Genomic DNA, 16,692 nt, shown 5'->3' on the forward strand with positions numbered 1-16,692 from the left:
TCAGGCTGTAACCGCTCGTTCGACCAACGTCAGCGCCTGATGCGGAAGTTCCGCGCGGTGGGCGGCGGCGCCGCTCAGCCAGTGCACGCGCGGGTCGCGCCGGAACCACGAGTCCTGGCGGCGCGCGAAGCGCTTGGTGGCGCGTACGGTCTCGGCGCGCGCCTCCTCCTCGGTGCACTCGCCCGCGAGCGCGGCGAGCACCTGCTGGTAGCCGAGCGCGCGGGAGGCGGTGCGGCCCTCGCGCAGGCCGCGGGCCTCCAGGGCGCGGACCTCGTCGACGAGTCCCGCCTCCCACATCCGGTCCACGCGCGCGGTGATCCGCTCGTCGAGCTCGGGGCGTTCGACGTCGACGCCGATCTGGACGGTGTCGTACACCGAGTCGTGACCGGGGAGGTTGGCTGTGAAGGGCTTGCCGGTGATCTCGATGACCTCCAGGGCGCGTACGATCCGGCGGCCGTTGCTGGGCAGGATGACGCGCGCGGCCTCGGGGTCGGCGGCGGCGAGGCGGGCGTGCAGGACCCCGGAGCCGCGCTCTTCGAGCTCGGCCTCGAGGCGGGCGCGGACGGCCGGGTCGGTGCCGGGGAACTCCAGGGTGTCGATGGCGCCGCGTACGTACAGCCCGGAGCCGCCGACGAGGACGGGCGTACGGCCGGCGGCGAGCAGTCGGTCGATCTCCGCGCGGGCCAGCCTCTGGTACTCGGCGACGCTGGCGGCCTCGGTGACGTCCCAGATGTCGAGGAGGTGGTGCGGGATGCCTCCCCGCTCCTCGGGCGTCAGTTTGGCGGTGCCGATGTCCATCCCCCGGTAGAGCTGCATGGAGTCGGCGTTGACGACTTCACCGCCCAGCTGCTGGGCGAGGTGGACGCCCAGATCGGACTTTCCGGCCGCGGTGGGACCGACGACGGCGATGACCCGCGGGGCGGGAGCTGCACTTCTCACTGTCCCAGTCTCGCAAACGTCCAGGCCGGTCCCCGAACGAGTTACGTGACGGCATGACATCGGCGTCGTTGCCTGTTGCGAGGTTCCGACCGCCGGTTTACGGACCGGCTCCACCGGGCGACGCAATGGGACGCTCCGGACGGCGCGGAATTTCGCCCACACGAGTACGCTATGGAGTAGATATGGGCGTTTTTGCACGGTTTCGCCGGCGTAAGGAGTCTGCCGAGGCCTCGTCCCAGGAGACGGCGGCCGTGACCTCGGCCGTCGAGCCGGCGGACACCGCGGAGGAGACCGCGGAGGCGTCGGGCACGGCGGAGGCGGGCCGGCCGGGGGAGGCCGCGGCCGCCGAGGGTGTGGAGATTCCCAAGCAGCAGTCGGCCGAGGAGGCGGCGGACAACGAGGCCGGCGAGGGCGCCCGTAAGTAGGATCCTTACGACGGTTACTCCGAGGGAAGGTGCCCCATGGGCTTCCTGGATTCGTTGAAGGCCAAGCTCGCCCCTGCCAAGGAGAAGGTCTCGGACCTCGCGCAGCAGCATGAGGGCAAGATCGACCAGGGGCTGGAAAAGGCCGCCAGGATGGTCGACCAGAAGACCAAGGGCAAGTACAGCGACAAGATCGAATCGGGTACGGGCAAGGCCAAGGACGCCTTGGGCCGGATCGCCCACAAGGACGACGGCGGTACGTCCACGACACCGCCGGCCCCACCGGCCTCCTGACCTCGTTCAGCCGGCCACGGCACGACGGACGGCCGCGAAGCACGATGCTGTGCTTCGCGGCCGTCCGTCGTCGTTCTCCTCCTAGGACCAGGCGGCGACGAAGTAACCCACGCCGTACGGGGCGTCCTCGTAGAGCAGCCGCCCCTCCAGGCCCGCGCCCTCGGCGGCGCCGGCGAGGACCTGCCAGGGCGCCCGGCCGGCCGCCTTCAGCTCGTACGCGAGATGCTCGTCCAGCGCCTCGAGGGCGCCCGTGTCGGCCGAGCCGAGCGCCCGGGCGGCCCGCTCGTCGAAGGCGGCGGCGCGGTCGTCGAAGTAGCCCGGCGCCTTGACGCTGCGGCACGCGCTGCCGTCCCCCAGCACCAGCAGGGCGACGCGCCCGGCCTGCGCGGCCAGCTCGCGGCCCGCCTCGGCGCACCGCTCGGGCGCGAGCCGCTCGCTGACGGCGAGGCCCTCGAGGGGGGCGTCGGCCCAGCCGGTGCGCGCGAGCAGCCAGGCGCCCACGGCGAGCGACGCGGGCAGCGGCCCCGAACCGGCGGGCCCGGACCCGGACCCGGTCCTGGTGCCGGACCCTGACCCGGCCCTGGTGCCGGTCCCGGCCTCCGTACCGAGCCGTACGTCGACGTCCACGCCGAAGCCCCGGAAGTCCCCCACCGCCCCCGCCGGGTACCGTTCCAGGCCCTCCTCCGCCCCCGGTCCGACCACGATCAGCCGGTCCGGGCGCGAGGCGGCCAGCACCGCGAGCGCGTCGGAGCACGCCGTGCGCGCACCGTCGAGCTCGGGCGCGGCTCCGGCGGCGACGTCGGGCACCAGGAGCGGGGGGCAGGGGCAGACGGCGGCGGCGACAAGCATGATCCGCAGCGTAGCCGGTGAGGCCCGTCAAACGCGCCGCAGGACCAGCCGGCCGCAACCCGCCGAACGCCCCCCAGGCGCCGCCGGCTCGCCAAAACCCCCGGCAGGCCCAGCCCGCCGAAAGCGCCGGGTCAGCCGACCGTGCAGCCGCCCGTGACCGGGGGCAGCGGGGCCGGGGCACCGATCTGGGGCAGGCCCAGCATGACGCCCGCGGGCTTGGCCGCCTCGGCGGCGTTGCGCTTCTCCCAGGCGTCGCCCGAGCGGGTGCGGCGTACGTGCGCCGTCGGGCCCTCCGCCAGGAGGTGGTGCGGGGCCGCGTAGGTGATCTCCACGGTCACCACGTCACCCGGGCGCACGTCCTGCTCCGGCTTGGTGAAGTGCACCAGTCGGTTGTCGGGCGCACGGCCGGACAGGCGGTGCGTGGCACCGTCCTTGCGGCCCTCGCCCTCCGCGACCATGACCTCCAGGGTGCGGCCGACCTGCTTCTTGTTCTCCTTCCAGGAGATCTCCTCCTGGAGGGCGACCAGGCGCATGTAGCGGTCCTGCACGACCTCCTTCGGGATCTGGCCGTCCATGGTCGCCGCCGGGGTGCCGGGGCGCTTGGAGTACTGGAAGGTGAAGGCCTGCGCGAAGCGCGCCTCGCGCACCACGTGCATGGTCTGCTCGAAGTCCTCCTCCGTCTCACCGGGGAAGCCCACGATGATGTCGGTGGAGATGGCGGCGTGCGGGATGGCCTCCCGCACCTTGCGGATGATCCCCAGGTAGCGGTCCTGGCGGTACGAGCGGCGCATCACCTTCAGGACGGTGTCCGAGCCGGACTGGAGCGGCATGTGGAGCTGCGGCATCACGTTGGGCGTCTCGGCCATCGCGGCGATCACGTCGTCCGTGAAGTCGCGCGGGTGCGGGGAGGTGAAGCGGACGCGCTCCAGCCCCTCGATCGTCCCGCAGGCGCGCAGCAGCTTGCTGAAGGCCTCGCGGTCGCCGATGTCGGAGCCGTACGCGTTGACGTTCTGGCCGAGCAGGGTGATCTCGGATACGCCCTCGGCGACCAGCGCCTCGATCTCGGCGAGGATGTCGCCGGGGCGGCGGTCCTTCTCCTTGCCGCGCAGCGCCGGGACGATGCAGAAGGTGCAGGTGTTGTTGCAGCCGACGGAGATGGACACCCACGCGGCGTACGCGGACTCGCGCCGGGTCGGCAGCGTGGAGGGGAACGCCTCCAGCGACTCGGCGATCTCGACCTGCGCCTCCTCCTGGACGCGGGCGCGCTCCAGGAGGACCGGCAGCTTGCCGATGTTGTGCGTACCGAAGACGACGTCGACCCACGGCGCCTTCTTGACGATGGTGTCGCGGTCCTTCTGGGCCAGGCAGCCGCCGACGGCGATCTGCATGCCGGGCCGCTTGGTCTTCATCGGGGCGAGCCGGCCGAGGTTGCCGTACAGCTTGTTGTCGGCGTTCTCGCGCACCGCGCAGGTGTTGAAGACGACGACGTCGGCATCGCCGTCGGAACCCTCGGGAGCGCGTACGTACCCGGCGTCCTCCAGCAGGCCCGACAGACGCTCGGAGTCGTGAACGTTCATCTGGCACCCGTAGGTGCGTACCTCGTACGTCTTCAAACCGTCCACTACTCCGCCAGCCACGTCGTTACCGCTCACCCGTCAAGGGTAAGGGGTCCTCACCGGCCGGGGGTGACGACGGCGGCGAGGCCGTCGAGGAGGAGGGCGAGGCCCGCCTCGAAGCCGCGGTCGTCGAGGCCGGGCAGCCCCGAGGGGGCGGCGGCGGCGTCTTCGAGGGCGGCGGCGAGGGAAGGGTAGGCCGGACGGTAGCCGTCCGGGGGGCGGGTGAAGCCGGCGGTGAAGGTCTCCAGGGCCGAGCCGAGGACCAGGTAGTCCAGGGCGGCGGCGACCTCGGCCGCCTTGGCGGGGGTGCAGCCGATACGGGTCAGGGCGGCGAGCAGCGTGTCGTAGCCGCGCAGGGCCTTGTCCGCCTCCACACGGCGCCGGGCCACCAGGGCGATCATGTGCGGGTAGCGGAGGTACACGCGGCGGTAGCCGCGGGCGTACGCCGCGATGCCCTCGCGCCAGCGCGGGTCGTCGAGCGGGGTGAGGTCGATCTCCTCGTTGATCCGCTCCAGTGCCGCGTCCAGCAGGTCGTCCTTGGACGCCACGTGGTGGTAGAGCGACGCCCCGCGCACTCCCAGGCGCTGCGCGAGGGCTCGCATCGTCAGGGCTTGGGGGCCCGTCTCCTCGAGGAGTTCGAGCGCCGTGCGCGCGATGCTCTCGCGGCTCAGCAGTGGCTGGCTCGGTCGGCCCATCGCGGTGCTCCCCCTCTTTCCGTCGCCAGGTTACCGGGCGGGAGGGGTTCACATTCGGCCAGTGGCGCGTTAAGTTCCCCGCACCCCGATACCTAACAACGTTAGATTTAGAACGCCGAGCCGCCGAGGTGAACCAATGACGCCGACCCCACCCGAACCTCCAGCCCTGGACAATGACGCCGCCCGACTCGGTGACCTGGGCTACCGGCAGGAACTGCGCCGCAGCCTCGGCATCCTGGGGAACATCTCCATGGGCTTCGCCGTGGTCTCCCCGGTGGTGGCCCTCTACGCGGTGGCCATGGTCGGCACGACCGTCGCGGGTCCCGCCTGGATCTGGGCGCTGCCGGTGGTGCTCGTCGGCCAGTGCCTGGTCGTCAACGTCTACTCCGAGCTCGCGTCCCAGTGGCCGCTCGCGGGCGGCCCGTACCAGTGGAGCCGCCGCCTGCTGGGGCCGGCCTTCGGCTGGATGGGCGGCTGGGTGTGGCAGTTCGCCGTGATGTTCGGCAACACCACCGTGGCGTACCTCGCCTCCCCCTGGGTCTTCGCCCTGTTCGGGATCACGCCCTCGCCCGGGGCGATGGTGGCGGTGGCCGTCTCCATCCTGCTCGGCTGCATGCTGATCAACGCGTACGGCATCCGGGTGCTGAGCTTCATCGTGTCCCTGGGCATCGCCGCCGAGGCGGTCGCGTCCGTCGTCGTCGGCTTCTCCCTGCTGCTGTTCTTCCGGGAGCACGACTTCGTCCTGTTCACGGACACCATGGGCGCCGAGGTGCTGTCGGGCGGTTCCACCGCCCTGGGCTTCCTCGCCGCGATCGCGGTGGCCGGCTGGGCGTTCATCGGTTTCGACGCCTGCGTCTCCACCTCCGAGGAGACCAAGGACGCGGGCCGGCAGGTGCCCCGCGCCATGTGGTGGGCGCTGCTCAGTGTCGGCGCGGTCGTGATCCTGAACGCGATGGCGGTCGCCCTGTCCCACCCCGCCCCCGAGAAGGTCGTCCTCGGCGAGGACATCGACCCGGTGACCACGGCGGTGGTGCACTCCTTCGGGTCGTGGTCCGACAAGCCCTTCGTGGCCGTCGTCCTGGTCGGCTTCCTCGCCTGCGCCATGGCGTCCCAAGGAGGCGCGGCGCGCGGGCTGTACTCCCTGGCCCGGGACGGCGTCTTCCCCTTCTCCCGGCAGGTACGGAAGGTCAACAGCCGTCAGGCGCCCATCGGTGGTCTGGTCGCCTCCACCCTGGTCAGCGGTACGGCGCTGCTGCTGGGCCTCGACGCCACCGCCATCGGCAGCCTGATCGCCTTCGGTACGGCGGCGACCTTCCTGCCGTTCTTCCTGACGTCCCTGGCAGCCCTGGTCGCCCGGCTGCGCGGCACGTGGGTGCCCTCCGGTCACATCCGGCAGGGCGGGAAGGGCACCGTCCTCAACGCCCTGGCCGTGCTGTGGACCGGCTTCGAGGTGGTGAACGTCTGCTGGCCGCGCGCCATCCTCGCCCCTCCGGGCGCCCCCTGGTACCAGGTCTGGGCCGGGCTCATCGGCACCGCCGTGATCATCCTCGCCGGGCTGGTCTACCTGGTCACGAAGCGCCCGCAGGACAAGATCCGCGAGGGCGGCGACCGGCCGGCGGCCACCGGCTCCGGCGCGCCGGACGCGGATCCGACCGCCGCCGCGCTCGCGGCCGACGCCTCCTGACGGCGCGGCACGCCCGCCGCAGCCGAAGCGCCCCGGCGCATACCGTCAGCCCGCGCGGCGCCCCGCCGGGGCCGGTGTTCCGCGGTCCGACGCGGTCCGACGCGGTCCGAGCCTGGCGCTACGGAGCTGGGCACCACGGAACGGCACCGGTCACAGGCCGGGACGGCGCCAAGCGACCGCAGCCCGGCGCACCCGCCCTCGCCGGACGCGCCCCCGCACCGGCCCCCGCACGCATCCCCCGTACCCGCCCCCCAGTCACGTACCACCCAGCCAAGAGGAGAGACGAGATGAGCCTGCCCCGCACGCACCGCGTCCCGCAGCTGAGCAGAAGGGTCTTCGGCGGCGCGGCCCTGACAGCCGCCGCGGCCGCCCTGCTCGGCCCCGGCCGTGCCGTCGCCGCCGCCTCCACCGCCTCCACCGCCTCGACCGCCTCGACCGCCTCGACCGCCAAGGAGGAGACGACCGTGTTCCACGCCCCCGCGGAGTGGGAAGCGCACTCCGGCTGTGTCATGGCCTGGCCCTGGGACCCGGCCGTCGGCTGGGGCGGGCTGCTGCGCGACGTCCAGGCCGAGATAGCCGGGATCGCCCGGGAGATCGCCCGCTTCGAGTCCGTCCTCATGGTCGCCGAGCCGGGCCGCGGCGCGGAGGCCCGCGCCCAGTGCGGCAGCACGGTCACCGTCATCGAGTACCCGATCAACGACTGCTGGACGCGCGACACGGGCCCCGTCTTCGCCGTCGACGCGGGCAGCACGCGGAAGATCGGCCTGGACTTCCGGTTCAACGGCTGGGGCGAGAAGTACCCGTACGACAAGGACGACCTGCTCCCGGTCGGCGTCTGCGACCACCTGGGCGTACCGCGCAAGGCCGTCGACCTGGTCCTGGAGGGCGGGGCGGTCATCACGGACGGACAGGGCACGCTCATCACCACCGAGGAGTGCCTGCTCCACCCCAACCGCAACCCCTCCATGAGCCGCGCCGAGATCGAGGCGGCGCTGCTGGCGGCGTACGGAGCGAGCAAGGTCGTCTGGCTGCCGTACGGGCTCCACAACGACGACATCACCAACGGTCACGTCGACCTCGTCGCCGCCTACCTCGGCCCGGCGAAGGTCCTCCTCCACACCCAGCCCGACGCCACGAGCCCCAACCACGCCCGGATGGCGGCCAACAAGGCGGTGCTGAACAACGCCACGGACGCGCGCGGGCGCCGGTTCGAGATCGTGGAGCTCCACCACCAGCCGCACTACCGGCTCAACGGGCTGCTGGTGGAGACGTTCAGCTACACCAACTACTACGAGACCGGCGGCAGCGTCGTCGTCCCCCTGTCCGGCGAGCCGGCGGACGCCCTCGCCCTCGCCCAGTTCCGCACCCTGTTCCCCACCCGCGAGGTCGTCGGCGCCAGGGCGCGCGTCCTGGGCTGGGGCGGTGGCGGAGTCCACTGCGTCACGCAGCACGTCCCGAGGACGCAGTAGCGCGGAGGGTGGCGTTCAGGGGGGCCGACGGCTGGAGCAGCAGGCCCACCCTGGGCGCCACCTCCCCGGCCGGAAGGTCGAGCCGGAAGCGCTGCGCGAGGGTGGCCAGCAGCAGAACGGCTTCCACCTGGGCGAACCGGGCGCCGAGGCAGGTGCGCTGGCCGCCGCCGAAGGGGTACCAGGCGTGGTCGGGTACGGCGTCGGCGCCTCCGGCGTCCCAGCGTTCGGGCCGGAACGCCTCCGGGTGCGGGAACCAGCGCGGGTCGCGGTGGGTGGTCCACGGGCTGCACCAGACGATGGTGCGGGCCGGGACGCGGGTGCCGCCGAGGGTGGCGCCTTCACGGGCGACGGCCGCGAGGAGCCAGGCGGGCGGGTAGAGCCGCAGGGCCTCCTTGACGATCTGCTGGGCCCAGGTGAGCCGGTCGTAGTCGTCGATGGTCGGGGTACGTCCGGCCAGTACGCGCTCGAGTTCGGCGTCGAGGCGGTCCCGGACGGCAGGGGACGCCGAGAGCAGGTACCACATCCAGGTCAGGGCGGTGGACGTCGTCTCGTGCCCGGCCGCCCACAGGGTGACCGCCTCGTCGCGCACCTCCCGGGGCGACAGCGGCCGGCCGTCCTCGTCGCGGGCCGCGAGGAGCCGCCCCAGCAGGTCGTCCCGGCCCTCCTCGCCCTCGGCGGCCTCCCGCAGCCGCGCCCTGATGAGCCGGTGCACTTCGGCGTCGATCGTGGCCACGGCCGCCCGCAGCCGCTGCCGCGCCGGGGTGGTGACCCAGCCGGGCATGAACAGGCTCATGCTCCGCAGTTCGGCGCCGATCACGTGCTCGGCCACGTTCATGGCGTCGGCCAGCGCCCGGGTCGCGTCGCCCAGGTCGTTGCCGAACAGACAGCGCAGCACCACCCGCTGGGTGATGAGCGCCATCTCCCGGCGTACGTCGATCCGTTCGCCGTCCCGCCACTGATCGGCCGCCGACCGGGCGCACTCCACCATGGTCGCCGCGTACGTCTTGACCTGACGCGGACGTACGGTGGGCTGGACCAGCGAGCGCTTGCGGCGCCAGTCGTCGCCCTTGCTCATGATCACGCTCTGGCCGACGACCCGCTTGAACGCCCAGCCGATCTCCAGGATGTCGTACGCGTGCTCACGGGCGCCCAGCAGCTCCGCGATGTGCTCGGGGTGGGACACGAACAGGCTCTGCCGGGGCCCCAGCGACCAGCGCGCGGCGTCCCCGAACTCGTCCCGCAACCGCGTCAGGAACGCCAGCGGATCCCTGCCGAACTCCGGGAGGTTGCCCAGTACGGGCAGGCCCCGGGGGCCTGGCACGGGGGTGAGGGGAACGCTGCACGTGGTCACATGGGCTCCAGCGGTCGGGCTCGCGCTCTACGGCGGTACGCGGTACTCGGCACCCTTAACGCGGCAGGCTCCATGAGGTGGCGACTGTGGGCTTCCCGACGGACGACACGGCCGACCCGTCGCTGCGCGTCATCGGCGGATGGATATGGCAACGGAACCTGGCCCCGTGCAGCGCTGACGCCGGTTGCCGGCTGCCGACTGCCGACTGCCGACTGCCGACTGCCGACTGCCGGCCGAACCGTTGTACGCCGGGCCTGGTCAGCGCCGGGAGTGAGCTGGCAGGATCGCGCCATGCTCCAGGTCCTGTCCCGCATCAGCCGCCGCCGCGCCCTCCAGGGGTCGGCGGTGGGTCTCGTGGTGCTGGGCCTGCTCCTGTGGTGGCTGGCGCCCACCGGGGAGCCGTCCCCGCGCGGGAAGGTCACCTTCAGCACCGGCGTACCGACCGGGGTGTACCAGCGGTACGGCGAGCTGCTGGAGGAGGCGCTCGGGCGCAATGTGCCGGACGTGGCCATAACCCTGCTCAATAGCGAGGGCTCCCGGCAGAACCTGGAGCGGCTCGCGTCCGGGGAGGCCGACTTCACGATCGCCACGGCCGACGCGGCGGCGACGTACATACGGGACAGCCGGCCGGGTGCGTACGCGCTGCGCGGCTGTGCGCGGCTGTACGACGACTATGTGCAGCTCGTCGTGCCCAAGGGCTCGAAGGTCCGCTCCACCCGCGATCTGCGGGGCATGCGGGTCGGCGTGGGGCAGGACGGGTCGGGCGTACGGCTGATCGCGAACCGGCTGCTCCAGGCGGCCGGGATCGATCCGGCCACGGGGATCAAGCCCGTCTCGGCCGGGATCGACACCATGCCGACGCTGCTGGAGAACGACCGGCTGGACGCGTTCTTCTGGTCGGGCGGCCTGCCCACCAGCGCCGTGCAGAAGTTGTCGGAGCGCTTCCCGATCCGGCTCGTCCCGCTGGAGGACGACCTGATCAACCGGGTGCACGAGGGCAGCGGCAACGGCCGCCACTACCGCTCGGCCGTGGTGCCCGCCGACGCCTACGCCCTCGCCCAGGAGGGCCGGCAGGTCGAGACGGTCGCCGTGGCGAACCTGCTCGTCACCACCGACCGTACGGACCCGGCGCTGGTGGAGGCCTTCACGCGCACGGTGATCCACAGCCGGGACCGGATCGGGCGCGAGGTGCACCCCGCGCAGCTGGTCGACCTGCGGACGGCGCTCTACACCGACCCGCTGCCACTGCACGAGGGAGCGCGGCGCTACTACCGCTCGGTCAAGCCCTAGCCGATTCGGGCTGGGTGCGCGGGACGCTGACCGTGACGCGCAGGCCGTGCGGCTCGTGGTGGGAGTACGCGATCGAGCCGCCACCCGCCGCGAGCAGGGCGCGCGAGATGGACAGGCCGAGGCCCGAGCCCTTGACGTTCTGGTGCCGGTTGCTGCGCCAGAAGCGGTCGCCGACGCGCGCCAGTTCCTCGTCGGTCAGGCCGGGGCCGCGGTCCGTGACCACGATCGTGGAGGTGTCGCCGTCGGCGGCGACGGTCACGGTGACCTCCTCCCCGGCCGGGGTGAACTTCAGCGCGTTGTCGATCACGGCGTCGAGGGCGCTGGAGAGCGCCACCGGGTCGGCCCAGGCGGTGACGGCCGAGCCGCACCCGGTCAGGCGGACGCCCTTCTCGTCGGCGAGCGGCCGCCAGGCGGCGACGCGCTCGCCGGCCAGCTCGCCGATGTCGGTGAGCCTCAGGTCGGCGGGGGCGTGCTCGGCCAGGGCGAGGTCCAGCAGGTCGTCGAGGACCTGGGCCAGGCGCTTGCCCTCGGTGCGTACGGAGGCGATCTCCTCGTTGCCGGGCGGCAGTTCCAGCGCGAGGAGCTCGATGCGCAGCAGGAGCGCGGCGAGCGGGTTGCGCAGCTGGTGCGAGGCGTCGGCGACGAAGGCGCGCTGTTGCTCCAGCACCTCTTCGACGTTGTCCGCCATCTCGTTGAACGACCGGGCCAGGCGGCGCAGTTCCGGGGGGCCGCCGGCCGCCGCGACCCGGGAGTTCATCCGGCCGGTCGCGATGTCGTGCGTTGCCGCGTCCAGGATCCGGACGGGCTTGAGCACCCACCCGGTGAGCCGGAACGCCGCGCCGACCGCCAGCAGCATCGCCGCGACCTCTCCGGCGGCGATCAGCAGCCAGCCATGCAGGATGCGCGAGCGCAGCTGGCCGGTGGGCGAGTCGGTGAGCACGACGGCGACGACGTCTCCGTCCCGTACGACCGGTGAGGCCACCGCGAGCCGGGCGTGCGGCTGCCAGGGCCAGACCTGGGGCGGGTCGTGGCTGCGGCGGCCCAGCAGGGCCTCGCGGAAGGCGCGGCGGGGCTCGCCGCTCTCGGGGACGTCCCAGTCCTTGGGGGCGCGGGCCATGGCGGTGGTGTCGCGGTAGAAGACGCCGACCTCGATCCCGTACACCTCGTGGTAGCGGACCAGTTCGCCCTGGAGGGTGGACTGCCGCTCGTCTATGCCGGCGCCGCGCTCGGTGACGAACTGGGCGAGTGCCGCGAAACGGGCGGTGTCGTCGATCCGGTCGACGACGACGGTCTGCTGCTGGGCGGCGGCGAGGCTGGCCGCGAGCGGGAAGCCGAGCGCCAGCAGCACGCCCGCCATGAGGACGAGGAGCAGCGGGAGCAGGCGGGTGCGCACAGGGTCTTCAGGGCGTTACGCGGCCGGCGCGACCAGGCGGTAGCCGACGCCGCGCACGGTCTCGATGAGGGCGGGCATCCGCAGCTTGGCGCGCAGGGACGCCACATGCACCTCCAGGGTGCGGCCGGTCCCCTCCCAGCTGGTGCGCCAGACCTCGCTGATGATCTGCTCCCGCCGGAAGACGACGCCGGGCCGCTGCGCGAGCAGGGCGAGCAGGTCGAACTCCTTGCGGGTGAGCTGGACCTCCGTTCCCGCCACGCTGACCCGGCGGGTGGGCAGCTCGATGGTGACGGAGCCGAGCCGCAGCGGCGCCGCCTCGTCCGTACCACCCGTACCGCCCGTACCGCCGCTGTCGTCGGTGTCCGCGGGGCCCGAGCGGCGGCTGACGGCGTGGATGCGGGCGAGCAACTCGCCCGTGTCGTACGGCTTGACGACGTAGTCGTCGGCGCCGAGGTTGAGCCCGTGGATCCGGGAGCGGACGTCGGCCCGCGCGGTGACCATGATCACCGGCGTGGAGGTGAGCTTCCGGATCTTGCCGCACACCTGGTAGCCGTCCTGATCGGGCAGGCCGAGGTCGAGGAGTACGACGCCGAAGGGGGCCCGTCCGGCGTTGGCGGCGGGCAGCACGGCCTGGAGCGCCTCCTCGCCGTTGCGGGCGTGGGTGACCTCGAACCCGTGCTTCTTGAGGATCGCGGACAGGGCCGCGGCGACATGGTCGTCGTCCTCGACGAGCAGCAGTCTCATGGCCCCCCTCCGAAAGGTGCGATCGCTTCGGTGACCATACGGCCACTTGGGCATGAACGCCGATGCACGGCCCGCCAGTCAAGAGGGTTCCGGGCGCATCGGGGTTTCCGTTATGCACCCGTACTCCGGACCGCCGTCCCTGGGCCGCCCCGGGCCCGTCCCGTTCACGCATAGTGTCCGGTTGCAGCCGGATCGTTATGCTCAATTTCCGCTCAGATGTAATGACGCTGGTCGCACTGCGTGATTAGTGTCCTCCCAACCGAGGAGGACGGAGCAAGAAGCCGATGAGCGGAGTGTCAGTGACCAAGGGCGCGGAGGACGCCGTACCGACGGCGAGCGACCTGGTCGTGCTGAGCAACGTCAACAAGCACTTCGGCGCGCTGCATGTGCTCCAGGACATCGACCTGACCATCGCCCGTGGCGAGGTCGTGGTCGTCATCGGACCGTCCGGGTCCGGCAAGTCCACGCTGTGCCGCACCATCAACCGCCTGGAGACGATCGACTCGGGCAGCATCACCATCGACGGCAAGCCGCTGCCACAGGAGGGCAAGGAGCTCGCCCGGCTGCGCGCCGACGTCGGCATGGTCTTCCAGTCGTTCAACCTCTTCGCGCACAAGACGGTGCTGGAGAACGTCATGCTGGGCCAGGTCAAGGTCCGCAAGGCGGACAAGAAGGCCGCGGAGCAGAAGGCCCGGACGCTGCTCGACCGGGTGGGCGTCGGCTCCCAGGCCGACAAGTACCCGGCGCAGCTGTCCGGCGGGCAGCAGCAGCGCGTCGCGATCGCCCGGGCCCTGGCGATGGACCCGAAGGTGATGCTCTTCGACGAGCCCACGTCGGCGCTCGACCCCGAGATGATCAACGAGGTCCTCGAGGTCATGCAGCAGCTGGCGCGGGACGGGATGACGATGATCGTCGTCACCCACGAGATGGGCTTCGCCCGGTCCGCCGCGAACCGGGTCGTCTTCATGGCGGACGGCCGGATCGTCGAAGAGGCGACGCCGGAGCAGTTCTTCAGCAGTCCGCGCAGCGACCGGGCCAAGGACTTCCTGTCGAAGATCCTGCACCACTGAACGGATCCCACCGTCCCGCGTACCAGCGGCGGTGACGACGACGACCTACGAACCACGACATAAGGGATGTTCACCATGAAGCTCCGCAAGACGGCCGCGCTGGCCGTTGCTGTGCTCGCGCTGACCGCGACCGCCTGTGGTGGCAAGGAGGGCTCCGCGGGCGACAAGCCGGGCGGCGTCCAGCCCGGCGCCACCAACGCGCCGGCCCTGCCGAAGTACGTCGTCGCCACGGGCGTCACCCTGGACTCGCCGACGTTCAAGGCCGCCAAGGAGCGCGGCAAGCTGATCATCGGTTCCAAGGCGGACCAGCCGTACCTCGGCTTCGAGGACCAGGCCACCAAGAAGCGCTCCGGCTTCGACGTCGAGATCGCCAAGATGATCGCCGCCGACCTGGGCTTCACCGAGTCCCAGATCGAGTGGAAGACGGTCGACTCCAGCACCCGTGAGACCGCCATCTCCAAGGGCCAGGTCGACTACTACGTCGGTACCTACACGATCAACGACAAGCGCAAGGCGCTGGTCGGCTTCGCGGGCCCGTACTACAAGGCCGGCGCCGACCTCCTGGTCCGCAAGGACGACACCTCGATCACCGGCCCGGAGACCGTCAAGGGCAAGAAGGTCTGCTCCATCACGGGCTCCACGCCGCTGCAGGAGATCAAGCAGCCGAAGTACGGCGCCGAGACCACCGAGCTCGGCAAGTACTCGGACTGCGTCCAGCAGCTGCTCACCAAGCAGGTCGACGCGGTGACGACGGACGACGCGATCCTCAAGGGGTACGCCGCCCAGAACCCGACCAAGCTGAAGGTCGTCGGCAAGCCGTTCACGCAGGAGCCGTACGGCATCGGCATGAACAAGGAGGACAAGGTCCTGCGCGACGCGGTCAACGACGCGCTGGAGAAGCGGATCCAGGACGGCACGTACAAGAAGATCTACGAGGCCACCCTCGGTCTGTCCGGCTCGGCCTACACCGCGCCGCCGGCGCTCGAGCGCTACTGATCGCCCCGCTTCACGACGAAGCGCCCCGTACCTGATGCGTACGGGGCGCTCCGCCGCCCGTGCTTGGCGCGCGGCGCCCTCTGCCCCGTAGGCACGTCGACCGCACGCCCCACGCCCCACGCACCGCACGCACCCCACGCACGCCGTACCGCACGCACGCTGTACCTCGCACACGCTGCCCCGCAAGCACCCTGCCCCTCACGCGCCCCGTACCCCGCACACCACGCACCTTGCCTCGCACGCACCTTGACCGCCAGCCGCTGACCGCCGACGCGGAGACCCCATGAACGTACTGCTCGACCACTTCTCAGAGTTCCGCGACGGCTTCATAGGAACCGTGTCGATCACCGCCGTCAGCACCGCCATCGCGCTGGTCCTCGGCATCGCCATCGCCGGTTGCCGGGTCTCCCCCGTCCCGCCGCTGCGCTGGTTCGGCACGGCGTGGGTCACCCTGCTGCGCAACACTCCACTGACGCTGCTGTTCCTGGTGACGACGTTCGTGGTGCCCGAGATCCTCTTCCCGGGCATGAGCGCCTTCGTCCTCGCCTCGATCGCACTCGGCTTCTACACCTCCTCGTTCATCTGCGAGGCGGTCCGCTCCGGCATCAACACGGTGCCGCTCGGCCAGGCCGAGGCTGCCCGCTCCCTCGGCATGACGTTCTCGCAGACGCTGCGGATGATCGTGCTGCCCCAGGCCACCCGTACCGTGCTGCCGCCGCTGAGCTCGATCCTCATCGCGCTCACCAAGAACTCGGCCATCGCGGGCGCCTTCAGCGTCACCGAACTCTTCGGCTGGCAGAAGCTGATGAGCGAAGAGGGCTACGACATCATCCCCATCTTCGTCTGGGTCTCCCTCGCCTACCTGGTGGTCACCTTCTCCATCAGTGGTGTCTTCCGATTCCTTGAGCGCCGCCTGGAGGTCGCCCGATGAGCGCCAGCGTTCTCTTCGACGCCCCCGGCCCCAAGGCCGTCATCCGCAACCGCGTCTACGCCGTCCTCGGCACCGCCGCCATCGTGGGGCTGCTCGCCGTCGTGATCATGCGGCTGGGCGACAAGGGGCACCTCGCCCCCGAGATGTGGGACATCTTCAACTACGCCGGTATCCGGCAGAACATCGCCGACGCCATCCTCGCCACCCTGAAGGCCTTCGGCATCGCGGCCGTCGGCTCACTCGTGCTGGGCGTGCTGCTGGCCGTCGCACGGCTCTCCGACCACAAGCCGGTCCGGTGGCTGGCGACCGGCTTCATCGAGCTGTTCCGCTCCATCCCGCTGCTGATCACGATCTACGCCGTTTGGGTCGGTTTCCTGACCGACTACTCGATGTGGGCGCTGGCGGTCGGCCTGTCGATCTACAACGGCTGCGTCCAGGCCGAGGTGCTGCGCGCCGGCGTCAACTCCGTGCCGAAGGGCCAGCGGGAAGCCGCGTACGCGCTCGGCATGAGCAAGACGCAGGTCATGACGACCGTGCTGATGCCGCAGGCCGTCCGGGCGATGCTGCCGACGATCATCAGCCAGCTGGTGGTGACCCTCAAGGACACCTCGCTCGGCTTCATCATCCTGTACCCCGAGCTGCTCCAGACGGCCCGGCTGATCGCCTCCAACACGCAGGTCAACGGCATGTACCCGTACGTGTCGACGATCGTGGTGATCGGCGCCATCTACGTCGCGATGTGCCTGGCGCTGTCCGCGCTCGCGACCTGGATCGAGAAGCGCGGGCGCCGCGCCAAGACGGGCATCGGACCGGCCGACCCGGCCGGTAGCGCGGCCGTGCTGGCCGGCGATGCCGGTAACGCGGCGGGGCTCGGCACCTTCCCCGACGCGCCAGGGCCCACGAAGGACTGACGGTATGTGACATCATCCGGGTGTCTTGCACGGTGTAC

The 16,692-nt window shown here is 71.5% G+C and carries 16 protein-coding genes; 9 read left to right on the plus strand and 7 right to left on the minus strand.

What is annotated here, in order from left to right:
• Nucleotides 1-939: a tRNA (adenosine(37)-N6)-dimethylallyltransferase MiaA gene (miaA, locus tag AMK26_RS16885; protein WP_073755445.1), complete on the minus strand. Its 939-nt coding sequence runs from the start codon at nt 937-939 to the stop codon at nt 1-3.
• Nucleotides 940-1,190: 251 nt separating this feature from the next.
• Between miaA and AMK26_RS16890 the strand changes: the two genes are divergently transcribed.
• Nucleotides 1,191-1,364: a gliding motility protein gene (locus AMK26_RS16890; RefSeq protein ID WP_338015578.1), complete on the plus strand. Its 174-nt coding sequence runs from the start codon at nt 1,191-1,193 to the stop codon at nt 1,362-1,364.
• Between the two features lie 36 nt (nt 1,365-1,400).
• Nucleotides 1,401-1,655, plus strand: coding sequence for an antitoxin (locus AMK26_RS16895; RefSeq protein WP_073755447.1), 255 nt, complete (start codon nt 1,401-1,403; stop codon nt 1,653-1,655).
• An 81-nt stretch (nt 1,656-1,736) separates the two neighbouring features.
• On the opposite strand, the gene AMK26_RS16900 is transcribed toward AMK26_RS16895, so the two are convergent.
• The 3 genes from AMK26_RS16900 to AMK26_RS16910 all read right to left on the minus strand — a co-directional run bounded on the left by AMK26_RS16900 (nt 1,737) and on the right by AMK26_RS16910 (nt 4,815).
• Nucleotides 1,737-2,504 carry a class III extradiol dioxygenase subunit B-like domain-containing protein gene (locus tag AMK26_RS16900; protein WP_073755448.1) on the minus strand — a complete coding sequence of 256 codons (768 nt, stop codon included), beginning with the start codon at nt 2,502-2,504 and terminating at the stop codon, nt 1,737-1,739.
• Nucleotides 2,505-2,635: 131 nt separating this feature from the next.
• Nucleotides 2,636-4,126, minus strand: coding sequence for a tRNA (N6-isopentenyl adenosine(37)-C2)-methylthiotransferase MiaB (gene miaB / locus AMK26_RS16905; RefSeq protein WP_198944091.1), 1,491 nt, complete (start codon nt 4,124-4,126; stop codon nt 2,636-2,638).
• Nucleotides 4,127-4,176: 50 nt separating this feature from the next.
• Nucleotides 4,177-4,815, minus strand: a complete 639-nt coding sequence (locus tag AMK26_RS16910; protein ID WP_073755450.1) for a TetR/AcrR family transcriptional regulator — start codon at nt 4,813-4,815, stop codon at nt 4,177-4,179.
• Between the two features lie 136 nt (nt 4,816-4,951).
• Here AMK26_RS16910 and AMK26_RS16915 point away from each other — a divergent pair, with 136 nt between their 5' ends.
• On the plus strand, nt 4,952-6,499 hold the full coding sequence (locus AMK26_RS16915; RefSeq protein ID WP_073755451.1) for an APC family permease: 1,548 nt from the start codon (nt 4,952-4,954) through the stop codon (nt 6,497-6,499).
• A gap of 287 nt (nt 6,500-6,786) precedes the next feature.
• On the plus strand, nt 6,787-7,968 hold the full coding sequence (locus AMK26_RS16920; RefSeq protein ID WP_079277629.1) for an agmatine deiminase family protein: 1,182 nt from the start codon (nt 6,787-6,789) through the stop codon (nt 7,966-7,968).
• Here the strand turns inward: AMK26_RS16920 and AMK26_RS16925 are convergent.
• Nucleotides 7,940-9,289 (minus strand): cytochrome P450, encoded by a 1,350-nt coding sequence (locus AMK26_RS16925; RefSeq protein WP_241837932.1) that lies wholly within the window; start codon nt 9,287-9,289, stop codon nt 7,940-7,942. The genes AMK26_RS16920 and AMK26_RS16925 overlap by 29 nt on opposite strands.
• 321 nt (nt 9,290-9,610) lie before the next feature.
• Here AMK26_RS16925 and AMK26_RS16930 point away from each other — a divergent pair, with 321 nt between their 5' ends.
• Nucleotides 9,611-10,609 (plus strand): TAXI family TRAP transporter solute-binding subunit, encoded by a 999-nt coding sequence (locus AMK26_RS16930; RefSeq protein ID WP_073755453.1) that lies wholly within the window; start codon nt 9,611-9,613, stop codon nt 10,607-10,609.
• On the opposite strand, the gene AMK26_RS16935 is transcribed toward AMK26_RS16930, so the two are convergent.
• Both AMK26_RS16935 and AMK26_RS16940 read right to left on the minus strand, forming a co-directional pair.
• Nucleotides 10,599-12,002, minus strand: a complete 1,404-nt coding sequence (locus AMK26_RS16935; protein ID WP_073755454.1) for a HAMP domain-containing sensor histidine kinase — start codon at nt 12,000-12,002, stop codon at nt 10,599-10,601. The two genes, AMK26_RS16930 and AMK26_RS16935, sit on opposite strands and share 11 nt — an antisense overlap.
• Nucleotides 12,003-12,017: 15 nt before the next feature.
• Entirely contained in the window at nt 12,018-12,746 is a 729-nt protein-coding gene (locus AMK26_RS16940; RefSeq protein ID WP_073755455.1) for a response regulator transcription factor, read from the minus strand.
• A gap of 284 nt (nt 12,747-13,030) precedes the next feature.
• On the opposite strand from AMK26_RS16940, the gene AMK26_RS16945 reads away from it, so the two are divergent.
• From AMK26_RS16945 to AMK26_RS16960, 4 genes are all read left to right on the plus strand, one after another.
• Entirely contained in the window at nt 13,031-13,816 is a 786-nt protein-coding gene (locus AMK26_RS16945; protein WP_073755456.1) for an amino acid ABC transporter ATP-binding protein, read from the plus strand.
• Between the two features lie 75 nt (nt 13,817-13,891).
• Complete coding sequence (locus AMK26_RS16950) at nt 13,892-14,812, plus strand: glutamate ABC transporter substrate-binding protein (RefSeq protein WP_073755556.1); 921 nt, start codon at nt 13,892-13,894, stop codon at nt 14,810-14,812.
• Nucleotides 14,813-15,095: 283 nt separating this feature from the next.
• Nucleotides 15,096-15,743 (plus strand): amino acid ABC transporter permease, encoded by a 648-nt coding sequence (locus tag AMK26_RS16955; RefSeq protein WP_073755457.1) that lies wholly within the window; start codon nt 15,096-15,098, stop codon nt 15,741-15,743.
• Nucleotides 15,740-16,654, plus strand: coding sequence for an amino acid ABC transporter permease (locus AMK26_RS16960; protein WP_073755458.1), 915 nt, complete (start codon nt 15,740-15,742; stop codon nt 16,652-16,654). The genes AMK26_RS16955 and AMK26_RS16960 overlap by 4 nt, the downstream gene beginning before the upstream one ends.
• Nucleotides 16,655-16,692: the final 38 nt, after the last annotated feature.

The sequence above is a fragment of the Streptomyces sp. CB03234 genome (assembly GCF_001905885.1).
Lineage (GTDB): Bacteria > Actinomycetota > Actinomycetes > Streptomycetales > Streptomycetaceae > Streptomyces.